The organism is Streptomyces sp. GL_140 (assembly GCF_057834465.1).
Genome location: NZ_CM174404.1, coordinates 4,229,739 through 4,245,466, shown reverse-complemented (window position 1 = coordinate 4,245,466; position 15,728 = coordinate 4,229,739). Strand labels below are relative to the sequence as shown.

Genomic DNA, 15,728 nt, shown 5'->3' with positions numbered 1-15,728 from the left:
CCGGCCCCGTCCGGCGCCGTCTGATCCTGTCTAGGGGATGTTTCACGTGAAACCGATCGACCCGCGCCTGCTCCGGTACGCCCGCTCCACCCGCCTCTTCCTCGGGGCGGTGGTGGTTCTCGGGCTCGCCGGGGCGGGGCTGGTCGTCGGCCAGGCGATGCTGATCGCCGAGATCGTGGTCGGTGCCTTCGAGGACGGACTGGACGGAGCGGCGCTGCGGACGCCGTTGCTGTTGCTCGCGGCGGTGGCGCTCGGCCGGGGCCTGGTCGCGTGGCTGACGGAGCTGGCCGCGCACCGGGCCAGCGCGGCGGTCAAGTCGGAGCTGCGGGGCCGACTGCTGGACCGGGCCGCCGACCTGGGTCCCGGCTGGCTCAGCGGGCAGAGGACGGGGTCCCTGGTGGCGCTGGCCACCCGGGGTGTGGACGCGCTCGACGACTACTTCTCGCGGTACCTGCCCCAGTTGGGGCTCGCGATCGTCGTCCCCGTGGCGGTGCTCGCCCGGATCGTCACCGAGGACTGGGTGTCGGCGGCCATCATCGTGGTCACACTGCCGCTGATCCCGGTCTTCATGATCCTGATCGGCATGGCCACCCAGTCCAGGATGGACCGCCAGTGGCGGCTGCTGTCCCGTCTGTCGGGGCACTTCCTGGACGTGGTGGCCGGACTTCCGACCCTGAAGGTCTTCGGCCGGGCGAAGGCCCAGGCCGAGTCCATCCGCAAGATCACCGATGACTACCGGCAGGCCACGATGCGCACCCTGCGCATCGCGTTCCTGTCCTCCTTCGCGCTCGAACTGCTGGCGACCCTCTCGGTGGCGCTGGTGGCAGTGACCATCGGCATGCGGCTCGTGCACGGAGAACTGGACCTGTACACCGGGCTCGTCATCCTGGTCCTGGCACCCGAGGCGTACCTGCCCCTGCGGCAGGTCGGAGCGCAGTACCACGCGGCGGCGGAGGGGCTGGCGGCCGCCGAAGAGATCTTCGACGTACTGGAGACCCCGACCCCGGCGGCGGGCGGCACGGCCGCCGTACCCGGTGCGGGGCTGCGGATCGAACTGGACGGGGTCGCGGTCCGCTACGAGGGCCGGGGCGAGGACTCCCCCGGGCCGGTGTCGCTGAGTGTGGGGCCAGGCGAATGCGTGGCCCTCACCGGGCCGAGCGGTGCGGGCAAGTCCACGCTGCTCCAGGTGCTGCTGGGGTTCGTGACCCCGAGCGCAGGCCGGGTGCGGGTCGGCGGCACGGACCTGGCGGAGCTCTCGCGGGAGCAGTGGCGGGAGCGGATCGCATGGGTGCCGCAGCGGCCGCACCTGTTCGCCGGGACGATCGCGGAGAACGTACGGCTGGCGAGGCCCGAAGCCGGGGACGAGGCCGTCGTCGGTGCTCTGGAGGACGCCGGGGCCTGGGAGTTCGTGGCCGGGCTGCCGCTGGGCGTGGACACGATGCTCGGTGAGGGCGGCGTCGGTCTGTCCGCGGGGCAGCGTCAGCGGCTGGCGCTGGCACGGGCGTTCCTGGCGGACCGGCCGGTGCTGTTGCTGGACGAGCCGACGGCCGCTCTGGACGGCGAGACCGAGGCCGGCGTCGTGGAGGCGGTACGCAGGCTCGCGGTCGGGCGGACCGTGCTGCTGGTGGTGCACCGGCCGGCGCTGCTCGCTGTCGCGGACCGGGTGGTGCGCGTCGGGGTGGGGCCCGCGGGCTTCCTCCCCCACTCCATCCCCACGCCCGACCCGACCGGGGCCGTGCCCCGGACCGACCAGGGCTCCGCCCCGGAACCGGGGGCCCTGGGAGCGGCGGCGGGCCCCGCCGGAGTGAGCGATCCCGGGGAATGGATCCTCGGGAGCGCACCCGAGCGGATGGCGAAGACGGCCGGAGCCGATACGGGCGGGCGCGATCCGCTGCGGCGGGTCAGGGCCGTGGCCAAGGCGTGGCAGGGCCGGTTCAGGCTGGGGCTGCTGCTCGGGGCACTGGCCGTCGGGTGCAGCGTGGGGCTGATGGCGGTCTCCGGATGGTTGATCTCGCGGGCCTCCGAACAGCCGCCGGTGCTCTACCTGATGGTGGCCGTCACCGCCACGAGGGCCTTTGGCATGGGCCGGGCCGTCTTCCGGTACGCGGAACGGCTCGTGTCCCACGACGCCGTGCTGCGGATGCTCGCAGACCTGCGGGTCTCCGTGTACCGGGGGCTGGAGCGGATCGCCCCCGCCGGGCTGCGCGCGCAGCGGCGCGGGGACCTGCTGACCCGGCTGGTGGCCGACGCCGACGCCCTGCAGGACTACTGGCTGCGCTGGCTGCTGCCCGTCGGCACCGCGGTGCTCGTCGGGACCGGGTCGGTGGCGTTCACCGCCTGGCTGCTTCCCGGGGCCGGGGCCGTGCTCGCGGCCGGGCTGATCGCCGCCGGTGTCGGGGTGCCGCTCGTGAGTGCGGTCTGCGCACGCCGAACCGAGCGTCGGCTCGCGCCCGCCCGGGGCGAGCTCGCCACCCGGGTGGCCGATCTGCTCACCGGGACCGCGGAGCTGACCGTGGCCGGAGCGCTCGGCGGGCGAAAGGCCGCCGCGAAGGAGAGCGACCGCACGCTGACCGGGATCGCCGCCCGCACGGCCGCCGTCACCGGGCTCGGGAGCGGGCTGACCGCCCTCCTGTGCGGGCTGACCGTGGTGTGCGCCGCCGCCGTCGGCGCGAGCGCCGTCGCCGGGGGGCGGCTGTCCGGGGTCGCCATGGCCGTGGTCGTGCTGACTCCGCTCGCCGCCTTCGAGGCCGTCACCGGGCTTCCGCAGGCGGTCCAGTACCGCCAGCGGGTCCGCCGAAGCGCCGAGCGGGTCTACGAGGTCATCGACTCGCCCGTCCCGGTCACCGAGCCGGAGCGGCCCGAGGCGCTGCCCTCCTCGCCCTTCCCGCTGAGGCTGACGGGTCTCGCCGCCCGCCATCCCGGGCAGGAGCAGGACGCCCTGCGGGGGCTCGACCTGACCCTGGAGGCCGGCCGCCGGATCGCGGTCGTCGGCCCCTCGGGCGCCGGCAAGACCACGCTGGCGCAGGTTCTGCTGCGCTTCCTGGACCAGCACGAAGGCTCGTACACCCTGGGCGGGACCGACGCGCGTGCGGTCGACGGGGACGACGTGCGCCGGGTGGTGGGCCTGTGTGCCCAGGACGCACACATCTTCGACAGCTCGGTGCGGGAGAACCTGCGCCTGGCCCGTACCGGGGCGAGCGAGGAAGAGCTGCGCGAGGCACTCGCCGAGGCCCGGCTGCTGGAGTGGGCCGACGGGCTTCCGGAGGGGCTGGACACGCTGGTCGGTGAGCACGGCGAACGGATCTCCGGTGGCCAGCGCCAGCGCCTGGCGCTGGCTCGGGCCCTGCTCGCGGACTTCCCGGTCCTCGTCCTGGACGAGCCGGCCGAGCACCTGGACCTGGCGACTGCGGACGCGCTGACCGCGGACCTGCTGGCCGCGACCGAGGGACGCACCACCGTGCTGATCACGCACCGGCTGGCCGGTCTGGAAGCAGTCGACGAGGTGCTCGTACTGGACCGCGGTGCGGTCGTCCAGCGCGGGGCGTACGCGGAGCTCGCCGCGGTCGAGGGGCCGCTGCGGAGGCTTCTGGAGCGGGAAAGGGCAGCGGACCGCACAACGGCCGATAATGGCCAGGCTCGACTTTCCTCACTAAAGGGGACTAACTAGTCTCAAGAGCATGTCAGCGCAGGAGTCCCAGCAATCGCCCGAGTCATCGCCGGAGCCGTCACCGGGAAAGCCCGACCCGCTGGAGGCCGCGACTGCTGCCACCCGGAGTCTTCAGGGGCTGTCCACCGAGCTCACGGCCCGGGTGCCACAGCTCCTGGAAGCCATGCGGTCGGTGGGTACAGGCCTTGAACTGCACTCCACGCTGGACCGGATCTGCGAGACAGCTGCCGAGCTCGCGGACGCCCGCTACGCGGCCATCGGCGTCGTCGACACCGAGGGCCGAGGGCTTTCGGACTTCGTCACCTTCGGCATCAGCGACAAGCTGGCCAGGAAGATCGGACACCGCCCGGACGGGAAGCACGGGCTGCTCGGCGCGCTGATCTCGCACCCCGACACGGTGCACCTCGCCGATCTGACCAAGGATCCGCGCTCGGCGGGATTCCCCGAACACCACCCGCCCATGAAGACCTTCCTCGGCGTCCCGATCCGGGTGCAGGGCGAGATCTTCGGCAATCTCTACCTCGCCGAGAAGAACGGCGGCGGCGAGTTCAACGACTACGACGTCCACATGGTCCGGGTACTGGCCACCGAGGCCGGCATCGCCATCGGCAACGCCCGGCTCTACGAGGCCGCCACCCAGCGCGAGCGCTGGATCGACGGCTCGGTCGCCGTCACCACCGCCCTGCTGTCGGGCGGGGACGCGGACGACGCGCTCGCGGTCGTCGCCGAACAGGCCCGCCGGCTCGCCGATTCGGCCGCCGGGATCGTGATGCTGCCCGCCGAGGACGGCGGGATGGAGATCGTCGCGGTCTCCGCCGAGAACCCGGCCACCTCGCTCGGCGTGGTGATCCCGGCCGAGAGCCCCGTGGTCGCCAGGCTCCTGGAGGGCGAGCCGGTCTTCGTGGAGGACGCGGCCTCGGATCCGCGCATGATCAGCCGGCTGACCAGCCAGTACGGGGCCTGCATGATGCTCCCGCTGCACAGCGGCGGCCGGGTGCTGGGAGCGCTCGTCACCCCCCGGGCCCGCGGCAAGCGGCCGTTCAGCGAGGCCGAACGGACCCTGGCCACGCAGTTCGCCTCCCAGGCGGCGCTCGCGCTGATGATGGCCGAGGCGCAGCGCGACCGGGAACGGCTGGCGGTCTTCGAGGACCGCGACCGGATCGCCCGCGATCTGCACGACCTCGTCATCCAGCGGCTCTTCGCCACCGGGATGATGCTGGAGGGTGCCCAGCGCCGTTCCGTCGTGCCCGAGGTGCGCGACGGGGTCGGCAAGGCCGTGGACGAGCTCGACGTGACGATCCAGGAGATCCGTACCGCGATCTTCGCCCTCCAGCAGGGGCCGGCGGAAGTCCCCTCGGGTCTGCGCACCCGGGTACTGCGGGAGATCAACATGGCTGCCGTGCCGCTGGGCTTCAAGCCCGCACACCGCTTCCTCGGGCCGATCGACGCGGTCGTCGGCGAACTCGTCGGCAAGAACCTGATCGCCGCCCTGCGCGAGGCCCTGTCGAACGCGTTCCGGCACGCCGAGGCCTCACGCATCGAGGTGGTGCTCGACGCCACCGTCACCCTGGCCGACGGACGGCCCGGGGTCCGGCTGGAGGTGGCCGACGACGGCGTGGGCATCCCGGAGGGCGGGCGGCGCAGCGGGCTGCGGAACCTGCGCCGCCGGGCCGAGTCGCTCGGCGGCTCCAGCTCGTACGGGCCCGGCCTCGACGAGGACGGCGGCGGGACCACCCTGGTGTGGGAGGCGCCGCTCTAGGGTCTGTCGGGCCGCCGCGCTAGGACCGGGCGCGCGCGGCCCGTTCGGCCAGGATGCGCTCGATGACGAGGGCGACGCCGTCCTCGTTGTTGGCGACCGTACGGCCGGACGCGGCCGCGATCACATCCGGATGGGCGTTGCCCATCGCGTACGAGGTGCCCGCCCAGCCGAGCATCTCCACGTCGTTCGGCATGTCCCCGAAGGCGACCACCTCGGCCGCCGAGATACCGCGCTCCTCGCAGCACAGGGCCAGGGTGCTGGCCTTGGAGACACCCGGTCCGCTGATCTCCAGCAGGGAGGTCGGGCTGGAGCGGGTGATCGAGGCGTACGCGCCGGCGGTGGTGCGGGCCAGCTCCAGGAACTCGTCGGGAGCCAGCTCGGCATGGTGCGCGAGCACCTTGAGGACGGGCGCCGAATCGTCGTCCGTCGCCTCCTGGAGCAGCTTCTCGGCGGTGGCGACATTGGCGCCCGGGTCCTGGAAGAAGGGCGGGTACGCAGGCTCGTAGTTGATGCCGGTGGTCAGTTCGACGGCGAACGACGTGCCGGGGGCGGCGGCCCGCAGAGCCTCCACCACCTTGAGTGCGGTGAGTCGGGGCAGCGCCCTGACCTGCACGAACTCCTGGCCGGTGGGTGAGCCGCCGGTGAGCTGATCGAAGGCGTGGAGATCGACGACGGCAGCGCCGTTGGCGCAGATCGCCAGGCCGTGGCCCTGGACGTGGTCGCTGACCACGCCCATCCAGCGGGCCGGGCGTCCGGTCACGAAGAAGACCTCGATGCCGGCCTCCTCGGCGGCGGCGAGTGCGTCGACGGTGCGCTGCGAGACGGATTTGTCGTCGCGCAGCAGGGTGCCGTCGAGATCGGTGGCGATGAGCCGGGGCGTGGGAGTTGGCCCGTCCGGGCGCTGGGGAGCCGAGGTCACGGATCCATCTTCGCCCATGCGACCGGGTCGCCGAGCCGGACCCCTGTCGGGGCCGGGGCGATGGCGATGTTTCACGTGAAACATCGCCACATGGTTGTCAGTGGTGGGTGGAAGGATCTCTTCGCCGGTTTCGATGACGTCACACGGGGGGCGACGTGCTCATCCCTTCAACCCGGAAGTCGGACTGCGACGCCTGCGGCGGCCCGTACGCCAGAAGGGTCATGAGCCTGGGAATGTCGCTCTGCTCACGCTGCGAGTGGGAGGGGGCCGCTCGTCCGGACCGCGAACCGGTCCTGGTGGGCGAGATCCTGGCCGGCCCCTCGGGTCCCCTGGCCCGCGCTTCCGACGACGGCCGCGCAGCGATGCCGGTCCGGGCCGTCCAGGCCCCGGGCGGGACGATCTGCCGGATCTGCGGCGGCGCTGCCGAGTGGTACCGCACGGTCCGGGGCCGCTGGCTGATGATCGAGCCCGGTTCATGGCCGTCCGGCTCCGTCCCGGCGGGCAAACGCTGGCACATCACGGACAGCGGCACCGCTGTCTCCCTGAGCGCCACCTCGGTCTCGGGCAGCTGTCGGATCTGTCACTTCGACGTCTGTTCCCGGGTTCCGGCGCCCATTGGCTCGCCCCTGTTGCTCGACCTTTGGCGCAAGAACGCCCAGCGCGGGGCGTGAGGGGCACCCGGCGACGGTCGTAGGCTCATGGGTATGACGTTGCGCCTGAGCACTGTGATCCTTCCCGTCCACCGGTGGCACGAAGGGGGGCGCGAGCGCTGGCAGCGGGCAGAGGCGCTGGGGTTCCACGCCGCCTACATCTACGACCACCTGTCCTGGCGGACCTTCCGCAACGGAACGTGGTTCGGCGCGCTGCCGACGCTCACGGCCGCCGCCACGGCGACGGAGCGGATGCGGCTGGGCACGCTCGTCACCTCGCCCAACTTCCGCCACCCGGTGACGCTCGCCAAGGACCTGATCGCCCTCGACGACATCTCCGGCGGCCGGATCACGCTCGGCATCGGCGCCGGGGGCAACGGCTTCGACGCCACCGTGCTCGGCCAGGAGGCGTGGACCCCCAAGGAGCGGGCCGACCGTTTCGGGGAGTTCCTGCCGCTCCTCGACCGGCTGCTCACGGAGGACTCCGTCTCGCAGCGGGGCACCTTCTACTCGGCTGACGAGGCCTTCAACATCCCCGGCTGCGTCCAGCGGCCCCGGCTGCCCTTCGCCGTCGCCGCGACCGGACCCCGCGGCCTGAAGCTCGCCGCGCGGCACGGGCAGGCGTGGGTGACGACCGGCGATCCGAAGATCTTCGACGAGGGCACCCCGGAGCAGTCGGTGGAGGCCATCCGGGGCCAGCTCGACAAGCTGGGCAAGGCCTGTGTGGAGACCGGCCGGGACGTCGCGGAGCTGGACAAGGTCCTGCTCACGGGCTTCACCCCGGACCGCGGGCGCCCGCTGGAGTCCGTGGACGCCTTCGTGGACTTCGCGGGCCGCCACCAGGAGATCGGGATCACCGAGCTGGTGATCCACTGGCCGATCCCCGATTCCGAGTTCGCCGCCGACCAGGACGTCTTCGAGCGGATCGCGACCGAGGGGCTCGCCCAACTCGGCTGAGCCGGACGGGTCCGCTGCCGTCGCCGCACCGGGTGAGGCGGCGGCAGCGGACGGCACCGGCCCGTCGGCCCGTCAGTCCGAGGCGCGCAGCAGGTGTTCCACCGTGCGCTCGGCGCTCTCCAGCAGCCATCCGGGCGCCGTGCCCTCGGGCAGTGCGCGGACCTCGTCGGCGAAGGCCGTCACCCGGGCGGCGCCGACTTCCGGCCGGCCCAGCTCGTTCTCGGTCCAGGCGGCGTTGGTCACGCACTGGAACCGGGACTCCAGCCGGTCCGGTCCGAGCTCGGCGTGCAGACCGGCGGCCCGTTCCCAGAGCTCGATCTCCTCCAGCCGCAGCGCTTCCAGCTCCGCTTCGCTCAGCGACTCGGAGGCAGCGGCGTCCTCGCCGTCCTCGTCATCGTCCTTCCCGTCTGCGGAGACACGTCGGTCGAGGACCTGGGCCAGCTGGTTCCAGGTCTCGGCGAGCTCGGCCCGCAGCTCCAGGGATTCCGGGGCCTCGGCCGAAGCGGCGACCAGGACCTCGGCCGCCTCCTCCATCCGGGTCCGCACCCGTGCCACCGTCGCGTTGGTGACCTCGTCGCGCAGCCCCAGCCAGGCCAGCGACCGCAGGATCCGTACCTCGGCGATCGGTGCGTCCTTCGAGCGCCGGTGCAGCTCCAGGGCCCGCTCGTACGCGGCCGCCGCCTCCGGCACCAGCCGTGCCTCGGAGAGCTGGTCGGCCGCCGCCTGGGCGAAGTTTGCCTGCGGACGCGGGTCCTCCCAGTCCTTGGCCACCTCCGCCGCGCACAGGTACTGCTCCGCCGCGCCCCGCGGATCGTTCAGCTCGCGCAGCAGATCGCCCAGGAATTCCCGTACGGACGCGGCCTGGCCCTCGCCGTGCTCCAGCAGGTCCGGCAGCGTCGACTGGAGCACCTCGGCCGCCTCGGCGGCACGCCCGTCACGGGCGTGGCACCGAGCCAGCATCAGCCGGGCCTGGGCCCCGCCGTGCGCGGTGAGTCCGGCCTGGTCGAACCAGTGCGCCGCCTCCAGGGCGTGCCCGGTGGCCTCCGCGTCCGCTTCGCTCCGCCGCAGCAGGATGTCGGCCAGGGTGAGCCGTACGACGCCCTGCGTCTCGGGGTGGGTCACCTCGGAGGAATGCGTCAGAGCAGCCCGCGCCGCCTCCTCGGCTTCCGCGGGACGGTCCAGGGACATCAGCACGCCGGCCCGCAGCACCAGCGGGTCCACGGCGAGCCACGGCAGGCCCGCTGTGACCGACCGGTCGGCGGAGGCGGCGAGCAGGGCCACCGCACGCTCCGGGTCCCCCTCCGAGAGGGCGATCCGGCCCAGCATCTCCTCGGCGTCCGCGACCACGTCGGGCAGGGCGGAGGCCTCGTAGGCATCGACGAAGGCCCCCAGCTCGGAGACCAGTTCGCCGTGCCCGTGCCCGTGGTCGTGACCGTGGTCTTGACCGGAGGGGTCCGCGTCGTCGTGGCCATGGGCCTCTTCGAGCGAGCGGAGGTAGGACTCCACCCGGATCGAGGCCAGCTCCGCGAGTGCGATCCGCCGGGGCCGCAACGGCTCGCCCGCGTCCAGTGCTTCGGCGGCGCGCAACGCCACCGCCAGCAGCCTGCGCAGCTCCTCCGCGCCGGTCCCGGACTGCGCGGCCACGGTCGCCAGCCGCAGCTCGGCCAGGGCGGCGCGCTCCGGCCGGCCGAGTGCCCGGTAGCCCTCGCGCACCCCGGTCAGCAGCTCCGCGGCCCCCGGGGCCCCGGCCCGTGCGGCCGCCAGGGCCCGGTGGTCCGCCACGTCGGCCGCCACCAGCGGGTCCGCCCCGGCGTCGGGGTGTACCGCCACCTCGTTCCAGAGCGTGTCCGACCCCGGGTGTCCGAGGTCCCGCGCCGTTCGGGCCCGCTCCACCAGTTCGGCGAAGCCCCCGTCCGAGGAGGAGGCCGAGGACGACGCCGCGTCATGACCGGACGGCGGAGTCGGCACCCGGACGGGGACCGGCCGCGGGAGCGCGGCCAGCGCGGAGCTGCGTACGCCCAGCGGCAGGGCCGCGGCCAGCGGGGCCCTGCCTATCCGTTCGAGGAACCGCTCCGAGACGCGGGTGGAGCCGTTGCGCGCGTCGAACCGCCGGGCCGTGTCGAGCGAGCCCGCGCGCAGCACCTCGTACAGCTCGGACACCGTGTGCGGGACACCTTCGTAGGGGACGGCCGGGCTCTGCCCGTGCCCCAGTTCCTTCAGACGGCGCAGCAGGACGAGCACGCCGCCGTGGAACGCCAGCCGGTCGGAGAGGTTGGCGAGCGGGCCCACGTGCGCGGCGTGTTCGGAGAGGATCTCCAGGCCGCGCGACTCGTTGCCGGTGAGCGCGCAGAACTCGATGTGGCGGCCGAGCGAGGGCAACAGGCTCTCGTTGCCCCGGGCCAGCCGGTATCCGCGCAGGTGGGAGGAGCGGGCCTCGTCGAGCCGGCCGAGCCGCACCAGCGGCAGCAGCGAGGTGGCCAGCACCCGGTGGGGTTCCTCGGCGCAGGTCCGCTCGCCGGACAGCACCGGCTGCCAGACCTTCAGGGCCTCGGAGTCGTCGCCGCGCATCATCGCGTACTGGCCCTGGCCGTTGAGCTCGCAGGCGTGGCAGTCGCTCATGTCGTCGCGGTCGGCGGCCTGCCAGTGGGCGTACGCCTGCCCGGCGCGTTCGTCGTCGCCGGTCGAGTCGGCGAGCCACAGCTCGGCCTCGCGTACGGGACGCTCGCTGTAGCCGGCGATCCGGTAACGGCGCTCCATCTCGTCCAGCCACCCGGTCGCGGAGGCCAGTGGGACCTCGGGGGAGTGGCTGATGGCGGTGGCGATCCACTTGAACTGCCAGAACAGCGAGTGGGCGTCCCATTCGGAGAAGGCGCCGGGGTCCTTGTCGTACTCCTGGAGCAGCCGCGCGAAGGGCACGAGCATCTTCGGCGACTCGGAGCTGTACAGGTAGGCGTTGATCTGGGTGTCCAGGGCCTCGCGGAACAGCGCGCGGTCCCCGCTCGCCTCGGCGGCGGCCGACAGCGCCTCGGCGTGCGCGTTGCGGGCGGTGCCGCCCGGGGACCGGCGGTTCTCGGCCAGCCCGCGCTCGATCTCCTCGCGCGTCATCGTGCTCACTTCTCGTCCTCCCGGGTGTCGGCGGGATGCGTGGCCCATTCCAGGAGCCCGAGGAAGGCCCGGTTGAGCAGGGTGCTGTCGCCCGGCCGCAACGGTCGCTGGGACATCAGCAGGGCCTGCCCGTACAGCGATTCAACGGCGGTCGCGGTCAGCGCCTCGTCGGGGAGGGCCGCTATCCGGCGGATCAGCGGGTTGTTGTGGTTGAGGACCAGGCGGGCGCGCGGGGCGGAGCCGCGCAGTGCGCCGAGGATGCCGCTCCAGAGCGAGTCGGCGCTGTCCAGGGCGGCGGTGCGGTCGCGCTCCTGGCGGGCCTGGCGGTCGTCGAGGTAGAGCGCGGGGACGGCCACGGGCTGGAAGGCGCGCAGGACGACATCGCAGCTCTGTGGCTCCAGCCGGGTGCGGGCGGTGGCTAGGAAGGGCGCCAGGGCCAGCTCGGCGGAGGTCTGGACCGGGTCGAGGCGCTCGGTGACGGCTCCGGCATCGAGCTCGGTGACCTTGAGCTGCGGCCGCACGGTGGGCAGCAGGGCCAGCAGGTCGGCGTCGTAGGTGTAGCCGGCGTTGATGACTCCGAGGCCGTGGGCCGCCGCGATCGGGGCGATCTGGCGGAACTCCTCCACCGTGCGCGTGAAGTGGATGTCGGTGTGCGCGGCCGCGAACTCCTCCAGGCTCATCGAGCCGTCGCTGGTCTCGAAGGGCAGCCAGGGCAGCATCAGGCCGAGCAGCTCGGGGTCGTGCCGGGCCAGCGACTTCACCCCGAGGTGGTGGACGCTCAGGAAGGCGGCCAGGCGCTCCGGTTCGCTCGCGGCGAGCTCGGCGAGCCAGGTGCGGATGCGGGCCCCGAGGGCCTCGCGCACGGCGGCCAGGGTCTCGTCGTCGTACAGGTTCTCGCGCGAGGCGGTGGGCCGCAGGGTGTCGGTGTCGAGGACCGCGCGGACGAAGAACGCCCAGTCGGGCAGCAGGTTGTCGGCCTTGTCCGTCAGCAGCATGCCCTTGAGGTGGACGCGGTGTCCGGACCGGTGGGCGGGGCTGGTCGGCTCGGGCAGGACGTACGCGACCCCGCGCACTCCGGCGACCGGCAGGTCGAGGTCGATGCTGTCGAGCGGGGTGAAACCGAAGAGCTGCGCGCAGTGCCCGGCGAGTGCGACGCGGCGGGCCGCCGGGGTGGGGAAGGCGCGGTCCCACACGGCGGGCCGGTCGGTGACCGGGCGGGGTGCGGAGCCTTCCACGGAGCCCTCGCCGGGGCCCTCGCCGGAGCCTTCGTGGAAGGTGATGTCGTAGGGGAGGAGCGATCCGTAGTCACGGGCCAGCTGTTCGACCTTGGCCGGGACGAGCCACTCCTCGGCGCCGGGCCGGACCTCCAGCACGACGGTCGTACCGGGCTCCGTGCGGGCGTCGTCCGGCAGTTCGCGCACGGTGTACGAGCCGTCGTCGGTGGCGAGCCATTCGACGGGCGCGGCCAGGCGGTCGCGGGCGGAGCGGGTGACGACGCGGATCTGGCGGGCGACGACGAAGCAGGCGAGCAGACCGATGCCGAACTGCCCGAGGAACTCCTGGCGGGTGGTTTCCAGCCCGTGCGCGCCTCCGCGCTTGGAGCTGCGGCCGATGGTGGCGAGGAGGGAGTGGGCCTCGGCGGCGGTCAGGCCGATGCCGCTGTCCTCGATGGTCACCCGGTTTCCGGTGGCCGAGAGGCGGATGGCGATCTCGGCCTCGGGGTCCAGGGCCTGCCGGGCGGTGACCGCGTCGACGGCGTTCTGGAGCAGCTCGCGGACGTACACGCGCGGGCTGGAGTAGAGGTGGTGGGAGAGCAGGTCGACCAGGCCGCGCAGATCGACCTGGAAGGTGTTCGCCGAGGGTTCGGAATCGGCCGGTTCGGCGATCGGGGCCGGTTGTGCGGACGTCATGGGTGCGTCACCTCGCGTGCGGTGTGGGTGGTTCGGCGACCGCGAGGTACTCCCCCCCTCACAGATCCCGGAGTGAGGAACAGAGTAGGGGGCCGGTCTGACAATCTCCCGGTGAATTCCGTTGCTCCGCAAGCCCCGTCGTTCGGAGGCGAAGCCGGGGTAACAGTCAGTGGAGCGGCCAGGGCAACGGCCAGGGGAGCGGCCGGGGGAACTAGGAGAAGCGGATGAATTCCGGGGGCACGGAATCCGCCAGCCACACCCCGTTGGCGCTGATCCGGAAGACGTGCCCGGCGGCGTGCATCGCCCCCGAGTCCACGCTGAGCACGATCGGGCGGCCGCGCCGTGCGCCCACCCGGGTCGCGGTCTCCCGGTCGGGAGACAGATGCACGTGGTGGCGGGCCATCGGGGACAGCCCCTCGGCGCGGATCGCGTCCAGGGCGGTGGCGACGGTGCCGTGGTAGAGGTACGCCGGCGGTTCGGCCTCCGGCAGGCCCAGGTCCACGCTGACGGTGTGGCCCTGGCTGGCCCGGATCCGGGTGCCTTCGACGGCGAAGCGCTGCTTGTCATTGGCGGCGACCACGTGGTCGAGTTCGGCCCGGCTGATGCGGAAACCGTGGGCGGCCGCGGCGCCGAGAAGATCGTCGATCTCCACCCAGCCCTGCGGGTCGAGCACCAGTCCGATGCGTTCCGGCTGATGGCGCAGGTGTTTCGAGACGTATTTGGACACCTTGACGGTGCGTCTGTCATCCATTCGTCCAGCGTGCCGGGTCGGTGGGGTCCGTCGCAGGGATTTTCGGCCGGTTCGTCGAACCTGGACTCCCTCTGTCGCGTTTCCAAGATACGGAATACATTTTCCGCGGAACTGCCACCAAAGGGGAAACTGAATTATGACAAATGGTGCGTCTCTGTCGCGTCGCGCGGCCGCCGAGCTCATCGGCACCGCGGCTCTGCTGGTAGTCGTCATCGGATCCGGGATCCAGGCCGCCGCACTCTCCGCCGACACGGGCGTCGCCCTCGTCGCCAACTCGCTCGCCAGTGCCATAGGCCTCGGGCTGATCATCACTCTTTTCGGCCCGCTCTCCGGGGCCCACCTCAACCCCGTGGTCACCCTCAGCTCCTGGTGGGGTCGGCGCATCGGCGGCGAAGGGCTCGACGGGCGTGAGGCCCTCGTCTACACCGCGGCCCAGACCGCCGGGGCCATCGGCGGAGCCGTCCTCGCCGAGGTGATGTTCGGTCGGACCCCGGGCACCTTCGCCACCCAGGTCCGGGGCGGCGGACACCTGCTCCTCGGAGAGGTCGTCGCCACGGCCGGACTGGTCCTGCTGATCCAGGGCCTCGGCCGGATCGGCCGCTCGAAGTTCATCCCCGTCGCGGTCGCCGGGTACATCGCCGCCGCGATCTGGTTCACCTCCTCCGGGTCCTTCGCGAACCCGGCCGGCACCATCGGGCGCAGCTTCAGCGACTCCTTCACCGGCATCGCCCCGCAGTCGCTGCCGGGCTTCATCGGTGCGCAGCTGCTCGGCGGGATCCTCGGCCTGGCCCTCGCGGCGCTGCTCTACGGGAACGACCGACGGGTCCCGGAGGAGCCGACGGCCGCGACGGGCGTAACGACGGGGACGGTTGCGACGGGCGCAGCGGTCGAGACGGCCACGACGGCCGAGGAGGCCACGACGGCACAGGAAGCAGGGGTGGCTGAAATCAGCACCGTCGGCATGGCCTACCAGACCGTGAACTGACCTCCGGGCACAGTTCCCCACAGGGACGCTGGAGTTGTCCACAGCCCTTTGCGCCGGTTTCGGCGGCAAAAGCGTGATCCGCCCTGTGGACTACTGATCGAGCACTACCGGCCGCCCCGGCTCGCCAGATCGTTCATCGTCCGGGCCTGCAGCTCCCGTTCCGTGGCAGCCCGGACGAACTCCGCCACATGGTCGGCGCCCACCAGGTCCTGGACCGCCCGGACGGTCTCGGCGGGCAGAGCCACCGGGGTCGGACCCGAAGGCTGCGGGGACCCGGCCGCACCGAGATGGCGCTGCAGGTGCCGGGTCGCGAAGAGCCGCATCGCCCGCGCCAGTTCCGCGTCCACCGTCTGCTGCGCCAGCGGCCGCAGCCTGCGCACCATAGTCGCCGCCTCGGCGGCGTCCGAGTCCGTAGGAGGCACGGCCCCCAGGTAGCGCGCGAAGACGTGCTCCGTGGTGAACTCCAGGAAGCGCGAGGCGATGTGCTCCACCTGGCCGCGCAGTTCCCGCAGGTGACCGGTGATCGCGGGCAGCGGGACGCCGGCCGCGTACAGCTCGGCGGCCACCGCCAACTCCTGCGGGGACGGCACCCGGAACTGGTCCGGGCGCCCGGGGATCCGCTCCAGTACGCCCAGCTCGCACGCCTCGCCCACCGCGTCGTCGTCGGGCTTGCCGCCGAACCGGTCATTGAGCTCGTCCCGGCTGATCCGGGCCGCTTCCTCGTCCGTCCACGGTCCGTGCACCTCGGCGACCAGCCCGAGGACACCGCCGAGCCCCCGGCCGGCATCCCAGGCCTCCAGCAATTCCTTGATGGAGGCCAGGGTGTAGCCGCGGTCCAGCAGGTCGGCGATCTGGCGCAGTCGCGCCAGATGCGTGTCCCGGTAGACGTTGGAGCGGCCTCGCCGCTCCGGCTTCGGCAGCAGGCCGCGGTCCTGGTAGGCCCGGATCGTGCGTACGGTCGCACCGCTGTGGTGCGCCAGATCCTCGATCCGGTACTCGGCTACTGCCTGATCGGACAATCCCGG

General features: G+C 72.7%; 10 protein-coding genes. 5 read left to right on the top strand and 5 right to left on the bottom strand.

The features are described from left to right. The first annotated feature begins 46 nt into the window (after window positions 1–46). Both cydD and AC3IYJ_RS19790 read left to right on the top strand, forming a co-directional pair. Window positions 47–3,667, top strand: a complete 3,621-nt coding sequence (cydD, locus tag AC3IYJ_RS19795) for a thiol reductant ABC exporter subunit CydD (protein WP_489402612.1) — start codon at window positions 47–49, stop codon at window positions 3,665–3,667. 10 nt (window positions 3,668–3,677) lie between these two features. Then, window positions 3,678–5,426 carry a GAF domain-containing sensor histidine kinase gene (locus tag AC3IYJ_RS19790; protein ID WP_489402611.1) on the top strand — a complete coding sequence of 583 codons (1,749 nt, stop codon included), beginning with the start codon at window positions 3,678–3,680 and terminating at the stop codon, window positions 5,424–5,426. 19 nt (window positions 5,427–5,445) lie between these two features. Here AC3IYJ_RS19790 and AC3IYJ_RS19785 read toward each other — a convergent pair whose 3' ends face one another. Continuing rightward, window positions 5,446–6,363 carry a Cof-type HAD-IIB family hydrolase gene (locus tag AC3IYJ_RS19785; protein ID WP_489402610.1) on the bottom strand — a complete coding sequence of 306 codons (918 nt, stop codon included), beginning with the start codon at window positions 6,361–6,363 and terminating at the stop codon, window positions 5,446–5,448. A gap of 203 nt (window positions 6,364–6,566) precedes the next feature. Between AC3IYJ_RS19785 and AC3IYJ_RS19780 the strand changes: the two genes are divergently transcribed. Further along, window positions 6,567–7,016, top strand: coding sequence for a DUF6083 domain-containing protein (locus AC3IYJ_RS19780; RefSeq protein ID WP_489402609.1), 450 nt, complete (start codon window positions 6,567–6,569; stop codon window positions 7,014–7,016). A 33-nt stretch (window positions 7,017–7,049) separates the two neighbouring features. Continuing rightward, window positions 7,050–7,952, top strand: a complete 903-nt coding sequence (locus AC3IYJ_RS19775; RefSeq protein ID WP_489402608.1) for an LLM class flavin-dependent oxidoreductase — start codon at window positions 7,050–7,052, stop codon at window positions 7,950–7,952. Between the two features lie 72 nt (window positions 7,953–8,024). Here the strand turns inward: AC3IYJ_RS19775 and AC3IYJ_RS19770 are convergent, their stop codons facing one another. The 3 genes from AC3IYJ_RS19770 to AC3IYJ_RS19760 form a co-directional block, all read right to left on the bottom strand. Next, complete coding sequence (locus AC3IYJ_RS19770; RefSeq protein WP_489402607.1) at window positions 8,025–11,066, bottom strand: tetratricopeptide repeat protein; 3,042 nt, start codon at window positions 11,064–11,066, stop codon at window positions 8,025–8,027. Next, the gene (locus AC3IYJ_RS19765) at window positions 11,063–12,967 is read right to left on the bottom strand and encodes an HSP90 family protein (RefSeq protein ID WP_489402606.1); all 1,905 of its coding nucleotides are present in this window, start codon (window positions 12,965–12,967) and stop codon (window positions 11,063–11,065) included. Before AC3IYJ_RS19765 ends, AC3IYJ_RS19770 begins: the two co-directional genes overlap by 4 nt. Before the next feature lie 211 nt (window positions 12,968–13,178). Further along, window positions 13,179–13,718, bottom strand: a complete 540-nt coding sequence (locus AC3IYJ_RS19760) for an RNA 2'-phosphotransferase (RefSeq protein ID WP_489402605.1) — start codon at window positions 13,716–13,718, stop codon at window positions 13,179–13,181. 136 nt (window positions 13,719–13,854) lie between these two features. On the opposite strand from AC3IYJ_RS19760, the gene AC3IYJ_RS19755 reads away from it, so the two are divergent. Continuing rightward, window positions 13,855–14,703: an aquaporin gene (locus tag AC3IYJ_RS19755; RefSeq protein WP_489402604.1), complete on the top strand. Its 849-nt coding sequence runs from the start codon at window positions 13,855–13,857 to the stop codon at window positions 14,701–14,703. Between the two features lie 104 nt (window positions 14,704–14,807). Here AC3IYJ_RS19755 and AC3IYJ_RS19750 read toward each other — a convergent pair whose 3' ends face one another. Then, complete coding sequence (locus AC3IYJ_RS19750) at window positions 14,808–15,722, bottom strand: MerR family transcriptional regulator (RefSeq protein WP_489402603.1); 915 nt, start codon at window positions 15,720–15,722, stop codon at window positions 14,808–14,810. Window positions 15,723–15,728 lie beyond the last annotated feature (6 nt).

What these genes read in the sequence shown, in the direction of transcription:
- AC3IYJ_RS19790 (WP_489402611.1), top strand. Translation starts at nt 3,678, where the DNA reads ATGTCAGCGCAGGAGTCCCAGCAATCGCCCGAGTCATCGCCGGAGCCG.
- AC3IYJ_RS19760 (WP_489402605.1), bottom strand. Translation starts at nt 13,718, where the DNA reads ATGGATGACAGACGCACCGTCAAGGTGTCCAAATACGTCTCGAAACAC.
- AC3IYJ_RS19785 (WP_489402610.1), bottom strand. Translation starts at nt 6,363, where the DNA reads ATGGGCGAAGATGGATCCGTGACCTCGGCTCCCCAGCGCCCGGACGGG.
- AC3IYJ_RS19775 (WP_489402608.1), top strand. Translation starts at nt 7,050, where the DNA reads ATGACGTTGCGCCTGAGCACTGTGATCCTTCCCGTCCACCGGTGGCAC.
- AC3IYJ_RS19780 (WP_489402609.1), top strand. Translation starts at nt 6,567, where the DNA reads ATGAGCCTGGGAATGTCGCTCTGCTCACGCTGCGAGTGGGAGGGGGCC.
- AC3IYJ_RS19765 (WP_489402606.1), bottom strand. Translation starts at nt 12,967, where the DNA reads ATGACGTCCGCACAACCGGCCCCGATCGCCGAACCGGCCGATTCCGAA.
- AC3IYJ_RS19755 (WP_489402604.1), top strand. Translation starts at nt 13,855, where the DNA reads ATGACAAATGGTGCGTCTCTGTCGCGTCGCGCGGCCGCCGAGCTCATC.